14 protein-coding genes are annotated in these 14,166 nt (G+C 61.8%); 4 read left to right on the top strand and 10 right to left on the bottom strand.

Annotated features, from left to right (window positions below; translation table 11 throughout):
• Positions 1 to 27: 27 nt before the first annotated feature.
• From ABD928_RS00525 to ABD928_RS00510, 4 genes are read left to right on the top strand one after another with little or no spacing between them, the layout of a single operon-like run.
• Positions 28 to 1,872 carry a TonB-dependent receptor plug domain-containing protein gene (locus tag ABD928_RS00525; RefSeq protein ID WP_345165060.1) on the top strand — a complete coding sequence of 615 codons (1,845 nt, stop codon included), beginning with the start codon at positions 28 to 30 and terminating at the stop codon, positions 1,870 to 1,872.
• On the top strand, positions 1,841 to 2,584 hold the full coding sequence (locus ABD928_RS00520; RefSeq protein WP_345165058.1) for a substrate-binding domain-containing protein: 744 nt from the start codon (positions 1,841 to 1,843) through the stop codon (positions 2,582 to 2,584). Before ABD928_RS00525 ends, ABD928_RS00520 begins: the two co-directional genes overlap by 32 nt.
• Positions 2,581 to 3,549, top strand: coding sequence for a FecCD family ABC transporter permease (locus tag ABD928_RS00515; protein WP_345165055.1), 969 nt, complete (start codon positions 2,581 to 2,583; stop codon positions 3,547 to 3,549). The genes ABD928_RS00520 and ABD928_RS00515 overlap by 4 nt, the downstream gene beginning before the upstream one ends.
• On the top strand, positions 3,546 to 4,259 hold the full coding sequence (locus ABD928_RS00510) for an ABC transporter ATP-binding protein (protein WP_345165052.1): 714 nt from the start codon (positions 3,546 to 3,548) through the stop codon (positions 4,257 to 4,259). The genes ABD928_RS00515 and ABD928_RS00510 overlap by 4 nt, the downstream gene beginning before the upstream one ends.
• Here the strand turns inward: ABD928_RS00510 and fabZ are convergent.
• From fabZ to tsf, 10 genes are all read right to left on the bottom strand, one after another.
• Complete coding sequence (fabZ, locus tag ABD928_RS00505; RefSeq protein WP_223276683.1) at positions 4,256 to 4,723, bottom strand: 3-hydroxyacyl-ACP dehydratase FabZ; 468 nt, start codon at positions 4,721 to 4,723, stop codon at positions 4,256 to 4,258. The two genes, ABD928_RS00510 and fabZ, sit on opposite strands and share 4 nt — an antisense overlap.
• A gap of 5 nt (positions 4,724 to 4,728) precedes the next feature.
• Complete coding sequence (locus ABD928_RS00500) at positions 4,729 to 5,310, bottom strand: OmpH/Skp family outer membrane protein (RefSeq protein WP_345165046.1); 582 nt, start codon at positions 5,308 to 5,310, stop codon at positions 4,729 to 4,731.
• Positions 5,310 to 7,946, bottom strand: a complete 2,637-nt coding sequence (gene bamA, locus ABD928_RS00495; RefSeq protein ID WP_345170113.1) for an outer membrane protein assembly factor BamA — start codon at positions 7,944 to 7,946, stop codon at positions 5,310 to 5,312. Before bamA ends, ABD928_RS00500 begins: the two co-directional genes overlap by 1 nt.
• A gap of 159 nt (positions 7,947 to 8,105) precedes the next feature.
• A complete protein-coding gene (rseP, locus tag ABD928_RS00490) occupies positions 8,106 to 9,236 on the bottom strand; it encodes an RIP metalloprotease RseP (protein WP_187714020.1) in 1,131 nt (376 codons plus the stop codon).
• Positions 9,236 to 10,393 (bottom strand): 1-deoxy-D-xylulose-5-phosphate reductoisomerase, encoded by a 1,158-nt coding sequence (locus ABD928_RS00485; protein WP_187714019.1) that lies wholly within the window; start codon positions 10,391 to 10,393, stop codon positions 9,236 to 9,238. Before ABD928_RS00485 ends, rseP begins: the two co-directional genes overlap by 1 nt.
• The gene (locus tag ABD928_RS00480; RefSeq protein ID WP_425569730.1) at positions 10,390 to 10,986 is read right to left on the bottom strand and encodes a phosphatidate cytidylyltransferase; all 597 of its coding nucleotides are present in this window, start codon (positions 10,984 to 10,986) and stop codon (positions 10,390 to 10,392) included. Before ABD928_RS00480 ends, ABD928_RS00485 begins: the two co-directional genes overlap by 4 nt.
• 35 nt (positions 10,987 to 11,021) lie before the next feature.
• Positions 11,022 to 11,771, bottom strand: a complete 750-nt coding sequence (gene uppS, locus ABD928_RS00475; RefSeq protein WP_345165036.1) for a polyprenyl diphosphate synthase — start codon at positions 11,769 to 11,771, stop codon at positions 11,022 to 11,024.
• Complete coding sequence (gene frr, locus ABD928_RS00470; RefSeq protein ID WP_187714018.1) at positions 11,768 to 12,328, bottom strand: ribosome recycling factor; 561 nt, start codon at positions 12,326 to 12,328, stop codon at positions 11,768 to 11,770. The genes uppS and frr overlap by 4 nt, the downstream gene beginning before the upstream one ends.
• Positions 12,325 to 13,050, bottom strand: a complete 726-nt coding sequence (gene pyrH / locus ABD928_RS00465) for a UMP kinase (protein WP_187714017.1) — start codon at positions 13,048 to 13,050, stop codon at positions 12,325 to 12,327. The genes frr and pyrH overlap by 4 nt, the downstream gene beginning before the upstream one ends.
• Positions 13,051 to 13,130: 80 nt before the next feature.
• Complete coding sequence (tsf, locus tag ABD928_RS00460) at positions 13,131 to 14,075, bottom strand: translation elongation factor Ts (RefSeq protein WP_345165029.1); 945 nt, start codon at positions 14,073 to 14,075, stop codon at positions 13,131 to 13,133.
• Positions 14,076 to 14,166: the final 91 nt, after the last annotated feature.

The raw sequence follows: 14,166 nt of genomic DNA, 5'->3' as shown, positions 1-14,166 counted from the left end.
ACGACACGTTCGTCAAAGGAGGATGAAGTGATCGACGCAGTTCCAAGCACCGAAATCGTAATCACCGCAGAAAGAGCACCCGAACAGGCCGCCGACACGCCCGCGAGCGTCAGCATTATCGATGGTCGCACCATTGAGCGGCTTGGTGACCCGCTGATCCCCAGCTTACTCAGGTTGACTCCATCTGTTTCCGTGTCGACGTCGGGCCCTGCCGGCTCCCTGACCGAGGTGCGGATTCGTGGCTCGGAGAATAACCACACCCTACTCTTCGTCGACGGCATTCGTGCCAACGATCCCGCGACCGGGAACCAGCCGCGGTTCGAGCTGCTGAACTCCGATCTCGCTTCGAGGATCGAGGTGGTGCGAGGGCCGCAATCGGCGCTTTGGGGTTCCGAGGCAGTTGGAGGTGTCGTCGCCGTCAACGGCCTTGCCGCGCGAGGCAGTTCCTACGCGGTCGGATTTGAAGGCGGGTCCTTCGGTTTCCTTCGGGGCTCGGCGTCCGGCTCGATCGCCAGCGAGCAGGGAGACCTTTCGGCTGGCATTGGTTGGCAAAAAGCGAGCGGCATCGACGCCTTCGACGGCAACGGCGACAAGGACGGATACCGAAATCTGTCCGCTCGCGTCAGGGGGAGCTGGACGCTCGGGCCGGGCGTGAAACTCGGCGCCGCTGCGTTCAGCCTTTCGGGGCGAAGCGAGTTCGATGGGTACAATCCCAACCCGCCTTTCCAGCATACGGATACATTCGACAGCAGCCGAAACCGCCTCAGCGCTGCTCGCTTATGGACTGAAATCGGGGAGGCGGACGCATCCTGGAGCGGCCGTGTCGGCGGTTCGTTCCTCTCCTCCCGCAATCGCAACTCCCTCGATGATATCGAGCTCAACCGGACGTCGGGGACACGATCCGCTCTAGATGCGCAGGTCCAGCATCGCTTCCGCACAGGGGATGTCGACCATCGCTTCATCCTGGCGGCGGATCACGAGACCGAAGATTTCAAGGCGCGAGACATCAACTTCGGGGGTGCGACGGACCAGGACCAGAGCCGGAAGCACTCGTCATTGACAGGCGAATGGCGCGCGGACGCAGGACCGATTTCGGCTGATCTCGCCGTCCGTCACGACGCCTTCAACCGGTTCAAGGACGCGACGACGATCCGGGCTTCGCTCCTTGCGAAGGTCGGCCGTGGCTTCTCCATCGCAGGCTCGTACGGCGAAGGAATCGCCCAACCAACCTTCTTCGATCTCTTCGGATTCTTTCCCAACTCATTCGTTGGAAATCCGTCACTTAAGCCGGAGAATTCACGCGAATTCGAAGGATCGCTGCGATACCGCAAGGCCAGTTTTGGCGCATCGCTCACGGCCTATCGCCAGCGGCTCAAGGACGAGATCATCGACACCTTCGATCCGAGTACGTTTCTCTCCAGCACCGACAACCGCAAAACTGCGAGCCGCCGCTCCGGTATCGAGGCACAAGCGGACTGGTCACTGGGAGAGAAACTGCGAATTTCGGCCAATTATTCGTACGTGAGAGCCAGTGAACCGAACGACCTCGGCTCTGGGATCCGCGAGGCGCGGCGACCGAAACATAGTGGCGCGATCAGCGCAGACGGACGGATCGATCGCTTCACTTACGGAGCGTCGATGGCCTACGTCGGCAGCCGCATCGACACGGACTTTGATGTCTTCCCCTATCAGCGAGTGAGGCTGGGTTCATACTGGCTGGCGGGCGCCCGCCTTGGCTTCGAAGTCACGAGAGGCGTGCAGCTGTTCACTCGTGTCGCCAACGCCTTCGACGCGAATTATCAGGATGCGCTCGGGTATCGGACGGAAGGGAGGAGCATTTATGGCGGCATCCGCCTTGCTCGCGGCCGTTAGCGTCGCTTCCCTCAACCTCTGCACGGACGAATATCTCCTCCTGCTCGCGAAGCCGTCGGAGATCGCCAGTGTCAGCTTCCTGTCGCAGGATCCGCAGGAGTCCCCGCTCTGGAAGCTGGCACAGGGTCATCACGCCAATCGCGGCTCGCTCGAGGATGTGCTCGCAAAGAGGCCTGCGGTTGTGCTCTCGATGGGGGGCGGTGGGCGGGCGAGTTCGCTGATCGCCTCCCGCCTTGGCATCAGGGCCGTCGACCTTAGACCCGTCAGCAAGCTTGAAGACGTCTCCTGGAACCTCCGGGCGGTAGCGGACGCAATCGGCGATCCTGGCCGCGCTCGCGCATGGCTGAAGAGACTGGATTATGTGCGGAGCACCGCTCGGTCGCGTCAGATGGACGCAATCTGGATCGGCGGCGCTGGGCAGACCATCGCCGTCCCCAGCGTGGGTGCCGACTGGATGCGCCTGGCTGGCCTGAAGCAACGACCCTTGCAAGGCGATCGCGTCTCGCTCGAAACCATCCTCGTGCGTCCGCCTGCCGTGCTGGTGCAGAGCCGCTACCGGAGCGGACAGTTCTCACGAGGTGCCGCATGGCTCAGCCATCCGATCGTCCGCAATGCCAAGTCCAGGCGCGTCGAAGTGGATGGGCGAGGGTGGACGTGCATGGGACCGCTGGTAATCCCTGAGATCGAGCGCCTGCGCTCACTGATCCGATGAGCCGAAGATCGGTTCTCCTCCTGGCAGCCGGGATTGCGCTCGCGGCAGCGCTCAGCCTCGTCTTGCCCATTGGCAGTCTGCTTGAGACACGCCGCGCCGATCCAGGCCTCGCCTGGATGTTGATCCAGGAACTCCGCCTTCCACGAACCCTTCTGGCATTGGGATATGGAGCCGTTCTCGGCCTTACCGGGGCCGCTCTGCAGGCGACGTTCGCCAACCCCCTCGCCTCTCCGGACATCACGGGGAGTAGCAGCGGGGCCGCGCTTGGCGCAGTCGCAGGAGCATATTGGCTCGGCATCAGCGGTCCACTTGCTCTCGCGGCCTGCGGAGCGCTCGGAGCCCTTGTCGCGCTCGCGGTCCTAATCGCACTCGCCGGGCGGCGGAGCGAAACCGCGACGCTGCTTCTAGCCGGCGTCGCGATCGCGCTGGCGGCAAGCGCTGGAACCAGCCTCTTGCTCGCCCTCGCACCTTCTCCTTTTGCCTTCTACGATAGCTTCGAGTGGCTGATGGGAAGCTTCGTGGATCGAGGCATGCCGCAAGCCTTGGCTGCGCTCGTGCCGGCCTCGATAGCTTCAATCCTGCTTGTCCGCAGAGCACAGGCGCTCGACATGATGGCCTTGGGCGACGATGTTCTTGCTTCGATCGGATACCGGCCCCGTCGCCTCGCGGTAGAGGTCGTCACTTTGAGCGCGATTGCTGTAGGTGCCTGTGTTTCGGTCTGCGGTGCGATCGCCTTCGTCGGCCTGATTGCGCCATTCCTGGCGAGGGCCATGGTTCGCGGGCACCCGGGACGAGCGCTGGTACCGGCCGCCGCAATCGGAGGAATCCTGCTGACTTCGGCTGACCTGCTCGTCCGGCTTGCTCCCGCGGGGCGGTCGATCCCGGTTGGTGTCATCACGACGGCCATCGGGACTCCGCTGTTTATCTGGATCGTGATCCGGATGCGCCGAACGGTGACGTCATGACGCCGATTCTCGAAGCGCGAGATGTTGAGCTGGCAAGGCGGCTGAACAGGACCAGCCTGGAGGTTGGCCCGTCAAAAATGATCGCGATCATAGGGCCGAATGGCTCGGGGAAAACGAGCTTGCTTCGGGCACTAGCTGGAATTGAAGCAACCTCTGGCACAGTGAGAGTTTGCGGAGAAAGCCCCGACGAAGCGTCGCCTTCCAGGCGCATGCGTCTTCTGTCTTTCCTGCCGGCGTCGCGTAATGTGATCTGGCCGATATCCGTGCGTGACGTGATTGCCCTCGGGTTATCGTCGCCTGATCCCGGCAGAATCGAGCGACTGATCGAGCAGCTTGAGTTGCAAGCCCTAGTCGACCGCCCGGTGAGTCGCTTATCGACGGGCGAAAGAGCGCGTGCGCTCATAGCTCGGGCGCTCGCAGCTTGCCCCAGCTTGCTTCTGCTCGATGAGCCCTTGTCGAACTTGGACCCGTATTGGGTACTGAAGACCCTCAAGATCTTGCGGTCCGAAACCGCGGCGCATGCGTCATCAGCGCTGGTCTCGGTTCACGACCTCGATCAGGTTGCAGAATTCGACCGCGTGATCTTGATTGATCGCGGAAGCGTTGCCGCGGATGGCAGCCCCGAGGAAATATTGAACTCCCCGAAGCTTTCGAAAGCGTTCAGGATCGATCGGGTCCAAGCGGGTTGGCGTATCCTCGAAGACGCTTAGGCGGTAGGCGGATCGGCGATCATCGCCGTGAAGTTCGCCTCGGCGGCAAGCTTGCCGTCGATCGTCGCTTTGCCCGCGAACTTGCAGACAGACGACCGCTTCTGAACGAACTCGACTTCGAGCTTGAGAAGGACGCCGGGTTCGACCGGCGTGCGAAACTTTGCGCCGTCGATCGCCATGAAGTAGACGAGCTTGCCGGAGTTTGCGAGGCCAAGGGACTCCACCGCGAGCACGCCGGCGGCCTGCGCCATCGCCTCGACGATGAGGACGCCCGGCATGATCGGACGGCCTGGGAAATGACCCTGGAAGAACTGCTCGTTTATCGTCACGGCCTTGATTGCGACGATCGACTGATCGGGGACGAGGGTCTCGACCCGATCGACAAGCAACAGGGGGTAGCGATGTGGAAGCGCCGCCATCACCCGCTTCACATCAAGCGGACCGAGGGCGGCGCCTTCCGACATTCGACTTAGCGTCCCTGCGGCTGCTGTTGCTGCTGCTGCGGCAACGGCGTGACGCTGACTGAAGGCAGCGCGCTGTTGAGAGCGGCCAGAACCTCGCTGGTGACATCCCCAGTGGGGTCATTGGCTAGCGTAGCGTCCTTCGAAACCGCGAGTGCAGCACCGCGGCGGGCGCGAACCTGCTCGACGATCTGCACGAGGCGGCCAGCGATCTGCTGCTGCACGTTTTGGGCAGTCGACTGCAGCTGCTGCTCAGAAGTCGCGAGCTCCTTGCGGGCGTTCGCTTCCTTGGTCTGGAAAGCGTCGATCCGGGCCTGGAGGGCCGCATCGGGCTTTTTGCCGTTGAGAGCCTGGAAAGCATCCTGGATCGGCTTGCCTTCCGTGGTCAGCTGCGTCTGCAGCGTCTGTGCACGGCTGCGGAGCGTCGACTGCTTCTGCTGAAGCTGCGAAGCTGCCGACGTGCACGCGGTGCAGGTCTTCAGGATCTGGTCCGTGTCGACGATGATAATGCCACCACGAGCCTGTGCGTTGACAGCGGCGGGAATGGCAACGGTTGCCGCAGCAGCGGCGAGTAAGACGATTTTGCGCATTAGAATTGAGTTCCTACGTTGAAGCTGAACAATTTGGTTTCGTCACCCTCTGTCTTCAGGAGGGCCTTGGCGATGTCGATCCGCAGCGGACCGAACGGCGAGACCCAGTTCACGCCGATACCGATCGAGAGACGCGGCCTGGCGGAATCGCCAACGTAACGCTCCCGGAAACCCGGCGATGAATTGGTGTTGTCGTAGCCTGCCCCGAACTGGGCGCAGTCGAGGTTCGTGCTCGGTGGCCGGATTTCCTGCGTAGGGGCCGCCGACTTGTAGCAGAACTTGATGATGTCTTCAGTGACGGGGGTCGTGAGTCTCCACACCGAACCGACGTCGATGAACGCCGATGGACGAAGGCCGAAGCTCTTGAGCGACGAGTTGGTCGGGAATTCCAGCTCGATACGACCCATGTAGTATGCGCGGCCGCCCAAGGCGTCGCTGACCTGGTTCTTCTGGCTCGTGTCGATCGTGCCATCCGCCGCATATTGCTCGCGAATGATGCGTGGACCGATGCCGCGGATGTCGAAGCCACGCAGCTGCGTGCCGAAGAAGCGGTCGGTGATCCGGATCGGATCGCTGCCCGTTGAAGGGGATTTTTCCAGCGGATGGATGTAACCACCCTCAGCACGGGCCGAAAGGACCCAGCCACCGCCAAGCAAGCCAAGCTGCCAATATTTGATGCCGGTAAGTCGGCTGCGGATGTACTTCACGTCACCGCCTAGCCCGGCGAAGTCCTGCGACAGCACGACGGACTGACCGCGCGTGGGACGGATGCCGTCCGTGTCGTTGTAGACAAGCGAATATCCAATCGCGGACGTCAGGCGCTTGCCCACCTCGTCGCAGAGGTACTGACCTGCCTTCCGGGGGTCACACTGTGGGGGAAGAGGCCCGTTGCTACCCGTAAGTGGGCCGTTTCCGTCCGGATCGGCGACAAGATCCGGGTCCGTGTAAAACGTGTTCTCGTCCAGCGTGATATTGTCCTGGACCAGCGAATAGCGGGTACCCAGCGTCATATATTCGGTCAGCGGGAAACCGAGCCGCAAAGCAGTACCCGTGCTGGTCTGGGAATACGTCGTGTTCCGGGAATTCCCGACATAGTTGAAGCTGTTGTAATCGCGACGGAAAATATCGCCGCCCAGCAGAATGTTCTTGTCGAGGAAGTACGGTTCGACAAAGCCAAGCTGAATCGACTTGGAGTAGCGCGACCAGTTCACGCCAGCGTTCAGCTCCTGGCCCTTGCCCATGAAGTTGCGCTGCGCGATCGAGAACGAAAGGATGAACTTCTCGAGGCTCGAATAACCGGCCGAGAGCTGAAGCTCACCGGTCGACTTTTCCTCGACATTGAGGCCAAGGACGACCTTGTCGGGGGTCGAGCCTTCCGTCTGCTTCACCTCCAGGTTCTCTTGGAAGAAACCGAGCGACTGAAGCCGGTCCTGCGAGCGCTTAACCTTGAGCGCGTTGAATGCATCGCCTTCGTTGACGCGGAACTCGCGGCGGATGACCTTGTCGCGCGTGGAAGTGTTTCCGGAAATGTCGATGCGCTCGACATAGGTACGCGGCGTCTCGCCGACCCGGAACGTGATGCCCATCTCGTGCTTCTCGGCGTCACGCTCGTAGGCCGGGTTGATGTCGGCGAAAGCGTAGCCGAGGTTTCCAGCTTCTTCGTTCAGCTTGGTGACCGCGTCTTCGACGGCTTTCGCGTTGAACCAGCCGCCGGGCTCAAGCTTCACGATTTCCTTGATCTTCTCCGGCGGGAGGTCGCGCAGGGCGCTTTCGGCTTCGATCGGGCCGAGCTTGTAGCGCGGACCTTCCTCGACGACGTAGGTGATGACGAAGTCGCGGCGGTCCGGCGTCAGCTCGGCAAGGGCCGAGACGACACGGAAATCGGCATAGCCTTCGGTCAGGTAGAAAGCGCGCAGCTTCTGCTGGTCGGCCGCGAGCCGATCGGGATCGTAGCTGTCGTTCGACTTCAGGAAGCCGAGAACGCCGCCCGCCTGCTTCGTGAACATCTCCTTCTTGAGGCGGTCGTCCTTGAACGCCTCATTGCCGATGATGTTGATGCTCCGAACCTTCGACTTGTCCCCTTCGTAGACTTCGAAGACCAGGTCGACGCGGTTCTGCTCCAGGTTGACGATTTTCGGTTCGACCGTCGCCGCGAAACGACCCTGGCGCTTGTACAGTTCGACGATGCGTTCGACGTCGGCGCGCACCTTCGAGCGAGTAAAGATCTCGCGCGGCTTTAGCTTGATCTCGGGGACGATCTTGTCGTCCTTGATCCGCTTGTTGCCCTCCAGAATAATGCGGTTGATGACCGGATTTTCCTGGACTGTAATGACGATGTTGCCGGTTTCCGCGCCCGTGATCACCACGTCGGAGAAGAGTTCGGTCGCGTAGAGATCCTTGAGGGCCGTATCCAAGGTCTCGGCTGTATAGTTCTGGCCCGGCGCGAGGTTGGCGTACGAGCGAATGGTTTCCGCCTCGAGGCGCTGGCTGCCCCTGACCGCGATCGACCGAATCATTCCGGACGTAGGCGCCGGTGGCTGAGCAGCTGCGGGTGCGGGAGCAGCTGGCTGAGGTGCCGGCGCAGCGGTTTGTGGAGCGAGGGGATCGGACTGCTGCGCTTGCGCCATGAGCGGCATCGACCAGCCGCCCAGTGACGTTCCAACAAGGAAGACGGCTCCAGCGCGCCTGCCAACAAACTTCCGCTTTGAAATCACGCGTCCCCGCCTTTTATGCAAGAATCAGCGGCCGCCCCTCAGCGGTCCGCGGGAATGGTGTGCAGCCCTGCCCTAACCAACCTAGCCAATCAAGCGCCCAAGCCGTTCCCACAAGCCGAACGACCCCAAATCGTTGACGGTTGTGAAAATGAGCAAGGCCAGGATGAATGCGAGACCGCCTCGGAAGGCCCAGTCTTGTGCTTCGGGACTGACCGGCTTTCGCCGGACAGCCTCGATTCCGTAAAAGAGGAGATGTCCACCATCCAGCACTGGGACTGGCAAGAGGTTGATGAATCCGAGATTAATTGAAAGCAGTGCGACGAGGCTGACGAACTGAATGAGACCGAGCGTGGCCTGCTGTCCGGCGATTTGCGCGATCTTCAGCGGACCGCCGAGTTCCTTCACGGATCGCCTGCCGGTGATGATTTGCCAAAGCGCCACCAGCATCGTCCGCGTGAGCTTGACGACATAGGCGGTGGCGGTCGGGATCAGTTGAATCGCCGGGACTGGTTCATAAACTGCATCGACGGGCGAAACGCCGAGGAGGCCTCTCTTGTAGCTTTGGCCGAACCGGTCTTTCTCAATATCCGTTCCGAGCGTGACCTGGATTTCCTTGATCTCCTGTTCCCGTTCGAGTCGAACCGTGACGTTCTCGCCGGGACGGATCACGATGTAGTTCCTGAGTTCCTCGAATGTCGGCGTATCCCGCCCGCCGATCGACAGGATGCGATCGCCCTGCTGGATTTGAGCCGTCGCTGCTGGACTGCCGGGCTCGATCTCATTCACGACTGGCGGTGTTCGCGGAGCTCCGAATGCCGCGAAGAAAATCGCGAAAATCAGGATCGCCAGGATGAAGTTCGACATCGGGCCTGCGAGCACGATCAGGAATCGCTGCCAGATCGGCTTGAAATGAAAGCTTCGCTCGCGCTCTTCCGGGGTCAGCTTGTTGAGATCGCCTGGCGCGCTGGCCTCATGCTCGTCGCCGACAAATTTCACATAGCCGCCGAGCGGAAGCCACCCGACCTTCCATCGCGTGCCACGCTTGTCGGTCCAACCCGTGATTTCCCGGCCGAATCCAATCGAGAAGGTTTCGGCACCAACGCCAAACCAGCGTGCAACGAGGTAATGGCCGAACTCATGAATGAACACGAGCGGTCCCAGCGCGCAAACGAACGCGACGAGGATCAGCCAGATTGGCGGTTGCGAAAGCATCAGGCGCAGAGTTCCTTGATCATGGCCATAACTCCACTGCGCACTTCGCGGTCGATTTCATAGACGTCTTCGATGGACTGCGGTGCTTGGCGGCCGTTGTCTTCCAGCGCAGTCTCGACGAGCCGGCTGATGTCCGGAAATGCGATCTCGCCGCCGAGAAAGCTTGCAACGGCGACCTCATTAGCCGCGTTGAGGACAGCTGGCGCGGAGCCCCCCTCTTCCAGGGCCTCCCGGGCAAGTCGGAGCGCCGGGAAGCGTGTCGTGTCGGGCTCCTCGAAATCCAATCTTGCGATGCTGGCCAGGTCGAGTTTCTGCGCGGGTGTCGGCATGCGGGCAGGATAAGCCAGAGCGTAGGCGATCGGAATGCGCATGTCCGGCGACCCGAGCTGGGCCAGGACCGATCCATCGATATATTCCACCAGCGAGTGGATCACTGATTGCGGGTGAATGAGGATGTCGATCCGCTCCGACGGAAGCCCGAACAGATAGTGGGCCTCGATCAACTCCAGCCCCTTGTTCATCAGAGTCGCGGAATCGACCGAAATCTTGGCGCCCATGCTCCAATTCGGATGGGCGACGGCCTGGGCCGGCGTCGCGGCGTCAATTGCATCTGAAGTCGCGGTCCGGAAAGGTCCGCCGCTCGCCGTTAATATGATGCGCGAAACGTCTTCGCTCCGGCTTCCGGCGAGAGACTGGAAGATGGCGTTATGCTCGCTATCGACCGGCAAGAGTGTGGAGCCGCTGGCCTTAGCGGCTTCGGTCATCAGGTCGCCGGCGGTGACCAATGCTTCCTTGTTGGCGAGAGCGACGGTCTTTCCGGCCTCGACGGCTGCCATGGTTGGAGCAAGGCCCGCGCAGCCGACGATGGCGGCCATGACGAGGTCCGCGTCACCGGTCGCTGCGTCGACGAGCGCCTCCACGCCGGCCGCCGCTTGGCAGCTCGTACCTTTCAAAGCATCTCGCAACACGTAAAGCCGGCTCTCGTCGGCGATGACCGCAAGCTTGGCGTTTGTCCTCCGCGCTGCGTCAGCCAAGGCCTCAGCGTTGACGGCGGCGGTCAGTGCGACGACCTCGAATTCCTCCGATGATCGTTCGATCAGGTCGAGGGTCGACTTGCCGATGGAGCCGGTGGCTCCGAGGATCGATACCTTCCTCATGCCAGTCCCAAGACCTGTGCCGCGAACGTCAGCACGGCAACGGGCACCAGTCCGTCCAGCCGGTCCAGCACGCCGCCGTGGCCCGGCAAGATACTTCCGGAGTCCTTCACCCCAGCCCTGCGCTTAAGCTTGCTTTCAAACAGGTCGCCGGCTTGTGCCGCAATTGCGAACAACGGCGCCAGGAGGAGAAGCGGCTTTCCAAGGCCGGTTGCCAAGACCCATGCTCCGCCAAATATCGCCGCCGCAGCGACTCCCCCCCAGAGCCCCTCGATGGTCTTCCCGGGGCTGATCGATGGCGCCAGCTTTCGTTTGCCAAAGCTGCGGCCAACGAAATAGGCACCGATATCCGTCGCCCAGGTCACGATGAATGCCCAGAGGAGCAATGAAAGACCGTGATCTCCGCTGCGGTCCCGGATCCACAGCAAGGCAATGGCTGGAAGCAGCGCGTAGACGAAGCCGCCGATCGCCCAATGAATGCCCCAGCCGCGAACAATCCTCATCCATTCGTAGAACATCGCGGTTGCCGCCGCGGCCACCAGAACGGCGAAGTAATAGCCTCCCACCACCGCCGCTCCGAGGGCGATGAGAATCATGGCAATGCCTGAGATGATGCGAGTGAGAAGCTCCCTCACCGGCCGCCGAACCGCCTTTCGCGCGAAGCGTACTGATCGATGGCCGCCTCGAACTCGGCTTCGCCAAAATCCGGCCAGAGCGTCGGCGTGAACATCAACTCCGCGTAGGCCGCCTGCCAGAGAAGGAAATTGGAGAGCCGGACTTCGCCCGATGTGCGGATAAGGAGATCAAGCTCGGGCAGGTCGTTGGTCTGAAGTTCCGCCGCAACCAGGCTCTCGTCGATCGCCGATGGGTCGAGACTGCCCTCCCCGACTTTGACCGCAAGCTTTTGAGCAGCTTGCGCAATTTCTGCGCGCGACCCGTAATTGAGTGCAACGACCAGCGTCAGCCGATTACTGGGCTGAAGCTTGGTCATCGCCTTTTCCAGTCGCTTGGACAGGTCAGGACCAAATGCCGAATAGTCGCCAATCAGCTTGAGACGGACGCCTTCCTTGGCGAGCGATTCGAGTTCCCGTTCGAGATAGTAGCCGAGCAGGCCCTTGAGGTCGGAAACCTCTTCCTCTGACCGGCGCCAGTTCTCGGAAGAAAAGGCATAAAGCGTGACCACTTCAACGCCATTCTTGACGGCTGCTCTCAGGGTACGACGTACGGCTTCCGCGCCAGCCCGATGCCCGGCTACGCGGGGAAGCCCCCGCTTTTTCGCCCAACGGCCATTGCCGTCCATGATAATCGCGACATGGCGCGGGACCGAGCCATCTTCCCTGGCCGGCCGCCCAGCTTTGTCGGGAGCGGCCGCGGGGCTCACTTGCCGAGGATTTCCTTCTCCTTGGTTTCTGCAGCGGCATCGATTTCCTTGATCGTGTCGTCCGTCATCTTCTGCACGTCATTCTCGAGCCGCTTGCGCTCGTCCTCGCTGATCTCGTGCTTCTTCTCGTCGGCCTTGAGATGCTCCATCCCGTCACGCCGGACATTGCGGACAGCGATCTTCGCTTTCTCGGCGTACTGGCCGACCAGCTTGGCAAGCTCCTTGCGACGCTCTTCCGTCAGTTCGGGAATAGGAAGCCGGATCATCTGGCCGTCTGTGATCGGATTGAGGCCGAGACCGGCAGAGCGGATGGCCTTCTCGACAGGCTGAACGTTCGAACGGTCCCACACCTGCACGGACAGCATGCGCGCTTCGGGGACGGACACCGTCGCCACCTGATTCAGCGGCATGTTGGCCCCATAGACTTCGACCTGGATGGGATCGAGCAGCGCGACCGAGGCGCGTCCGGTGCGAAGACCGGCCAGATCGTGCTTCAGCGCTTCGAAAGCGCCATGCATCCGGCGCTGGATGTCGGCCTTGTCGATACTCGTCGTCATTCATTCTCTCCCTTGACGACCGTAGCGGTCCCGCGGCCCTCGATAACCTCTGCGAGGTTGCCGGGCTGGCGGATGTTGAACACCACGATCGGAATATTGTTGTCGCGGCAAAGCGCAACAGCTGCCGCATCCATGACCTTAAGGTCGTCGCTCAAAACCTTGTTGAAGCTTAGGCTTTCGTAGCGTGTGGCGTCTGCCTTCTTCTTCGGATCGGCATTGTAGATGCCATCGACGCTGGTGCCCTTAAACAAGGCGTCGCAACCCATCTCGGCGGCGCGCAAAGCAGCGGCCGTGTCGGTCGTAAAGTACGGGTTGCCGGTTCCCGCGGCGAACAGGACGATGCGGCCCTTTTCGAGGTGCCGCAGCGCCCGGCGGCGGATGTATGGCTCGGAAACGCTGGCCATTGGAATCGCGGACATCACCCGCGTGTCGACGCCCTGCTTCTCCAGTGCATTCTGAAGCGCCAGCGCATTCATGACCGTCGCCAGCATACCCATGTAGTCGGCCGTGGCTCGATCGAAACCCTTGGCCGCAGCGGCCATGCCGCGGAAGATGTTGCCGCCACCGACGACCAGGCAAAGCTCGTGTCCCTTGGCCTTTGCCGCTGCGATCTCGCTCGCCAGCCCCGCGGCAGCGTCCGGATCGATGCCGAATTGGCCCTGCCCCATAAGCGCTTCGCCCGAGAGCTTGAGGAGGATCCGATTAAATCGCGGGCGGGTCATGCGGCCTTGAAATCCTTCGGATACGAAAAGGGCGGACCCGCTTTAGCGCGCCCGCCCCATTTTCCAACTGCCTTGCTGGCTTAAGCGACCGGCTCGTCTTTCTTGACGCCGGCGGCCGCTGCAACCTCGGCGGCGAAATCGTCCTGCTTCTTCTCGATGCCTTCGCCGAGCTGGAAGCGAACGAAGCTGGCGAGCGTCACCGGAGTGCCGGCTTCCTTGCCCGCCTGGGCGATGACGTCGGCGACCGGGGTCTTGCCGTCCATCACGAACAGCTGCGATGTGAGCGCATTGTCCTTTCGGAACTTCGCGAGACCGCCTTCGACCATCTTCTCGACGATGTTCTGCGGCTTGCCGCTTTCCTTCGCCTTTTCCATCGCGATCGAGCGCTCACGCTCGATCAGGTCGGCGTCGAGGTCGTCCGCGTTGAGCGCAAGCGGGTTCGCAGCCGCGACGTGCATCGCGATCTGCTTGCCGAGCGCAACCAGCGTCTCCGACGGCGCAGCGCTTTCAAGAGCGACGAGGACGCCGATCTTGCCGAGGCCCGGAACGACCTGGTTGTGGACGTAAGGAACGACGACGCCTTCCTTCACTTCCAGAACCGCAGCGCGACGCAGCGACTGGTTCTCGCCAATCTTGGCGATGTTATCGGTCAGCACTTCGGAAACCGTGCCACCCGAGGGGTAGGACGCGTTGGACAGCGCCTCAACATCGTCACCGTTCTCGAGCGCAAGCTGTGCAACGTTGCGAACGAAATCCTGGAAGATCTCGTTCTTGGCGACGAAATCCGTTTCCGAGTTCACTTCGACGACGGCGCCGCGGACACCCGCGACGGCAACGCCGACGAGACCCTCGGCGGCCGTGCGGCCAGCTTTCTTGGCGGCGGCGGCAAGGCCCTTGGCGCGCAGCCAGTCGATGGCGGCTTCCATCTCACCGTTGTTCTCGGCGAGCGCCTTCTTGCAGTCCATCATCCCGGCGCCGGTGCGCTCACGGAGTTCCTTCACTGATCCGGCCGTAATCTCAGCCATGTCTTCTTCCTTCCTTGTGCCCCTGCGAAGGCAGGGGCCCAGTCAGTCTTCAATATAGGTACTGGGCTCCTGCCTGCGCAGGAGCATCTGG

It is taken from the genome of Sphingomonas daechungensis (genome assembly GCF_039543105.1).
Classification (GTDB): domain Bacteria; phylum Pseudomonadota; class Alphaproteobacteria; order Sphingomonadales; family Sphingomonadaceae; genus Sphingomicrobium; species Sphingomicrobium daechungense.
Note: the sequence above shows the minus strand (reverse complement) of the source record. Positions and strands in the feature narration are given on the sequence as shown.

Excerpts from the sequence above, each read along its gene's own strand:
- ABD928_RS00520 (WP_345165058.1), top strand. The coding sequence starts at position 1,841 with ATGGCGGCATCCGCCTTGCTCGCGGCCGTTAGCGTCGCTTCCCTCAAC.
- ABD928_RS00515 (WP_345165055.1), top strand. The coding sequence starts at position 2,581 with ATGAGCCGAAGATCGGTTCTCCTCCTGGCAGCCGGGATTGCGCTCGCG.
- ABD928_RS00510 (WP_345165052.1), top strand. The coding sequence starts at position 3,546 with ATGACGCCGATTCTCGAAGCGCGAGATGTTGAGCTGGCAAGGCGGCTG.
- fabZ (WP_223276683.1), bottom strand. The coding sequence starts at position 4,723 with ATGTCGGAAGGCGCCGCCCTCGGTCCGCTTGATGTGAAGCGGGTGATG.
- ABD928_RS00500 (WP_345165046.1), bottom strand. The coding sequence starts at position 5,310 with ATGCGCAAAATCGTCTTACTCGCCGCTGCTGCGGCAACCGTTGCCATT.
- bamA (WP_345170113.1), bottom strand. The coding sequence starts at position 7,946 with ATGCCGCTCATGGCGCAAGCGCAGCAGTCCGATCCCCTCGCTCCACAA.
- rseP (WP_187714020.1), bottom strand. The coding sequence starts at position 9,236 with ATGCTTTCGCAACCGCCAATCTGGCTGATCCTCGTCGCGTTCGTTTGC.
- ABD928_RS00485 (WP_187714019.1), bottom strand. The coding sequence starts at position 10,393 with ATGAGGAAGGTATCGATCCTCGGAGCCACCGGCTCCATCGGCAAGTCG.
- ABD928_RS00480 (WP_425569730.1), bottom strand. The coding sequence starts at position 10,986 with ATGATTCTCATCGCCCTCGGAGCGGCGGTGGTGGGAGGCTATTACTTC.
- frr (WP_187714018.1), bottom strand. The coding sequence starts at position 12,328 with ATGACGACGAGTATCGACAAGGCCGACATCCAGCGCCGGATGCATGGC.
- pyrH (WP_187714017.1), bottom strand. The coding sequence starts at position 13,050 with ATGACCCGCCCGCGATTTAATCGGATCCTCCTCAAGCTCTCGGGCGAA.
- tsf (WP_345165029.1), bottom strand. The coding sequence starts at position 14,075 with ATGGCTGAGATTACGGCCGGATCAGTGAAGGAACTCCGTGAGCGCACC.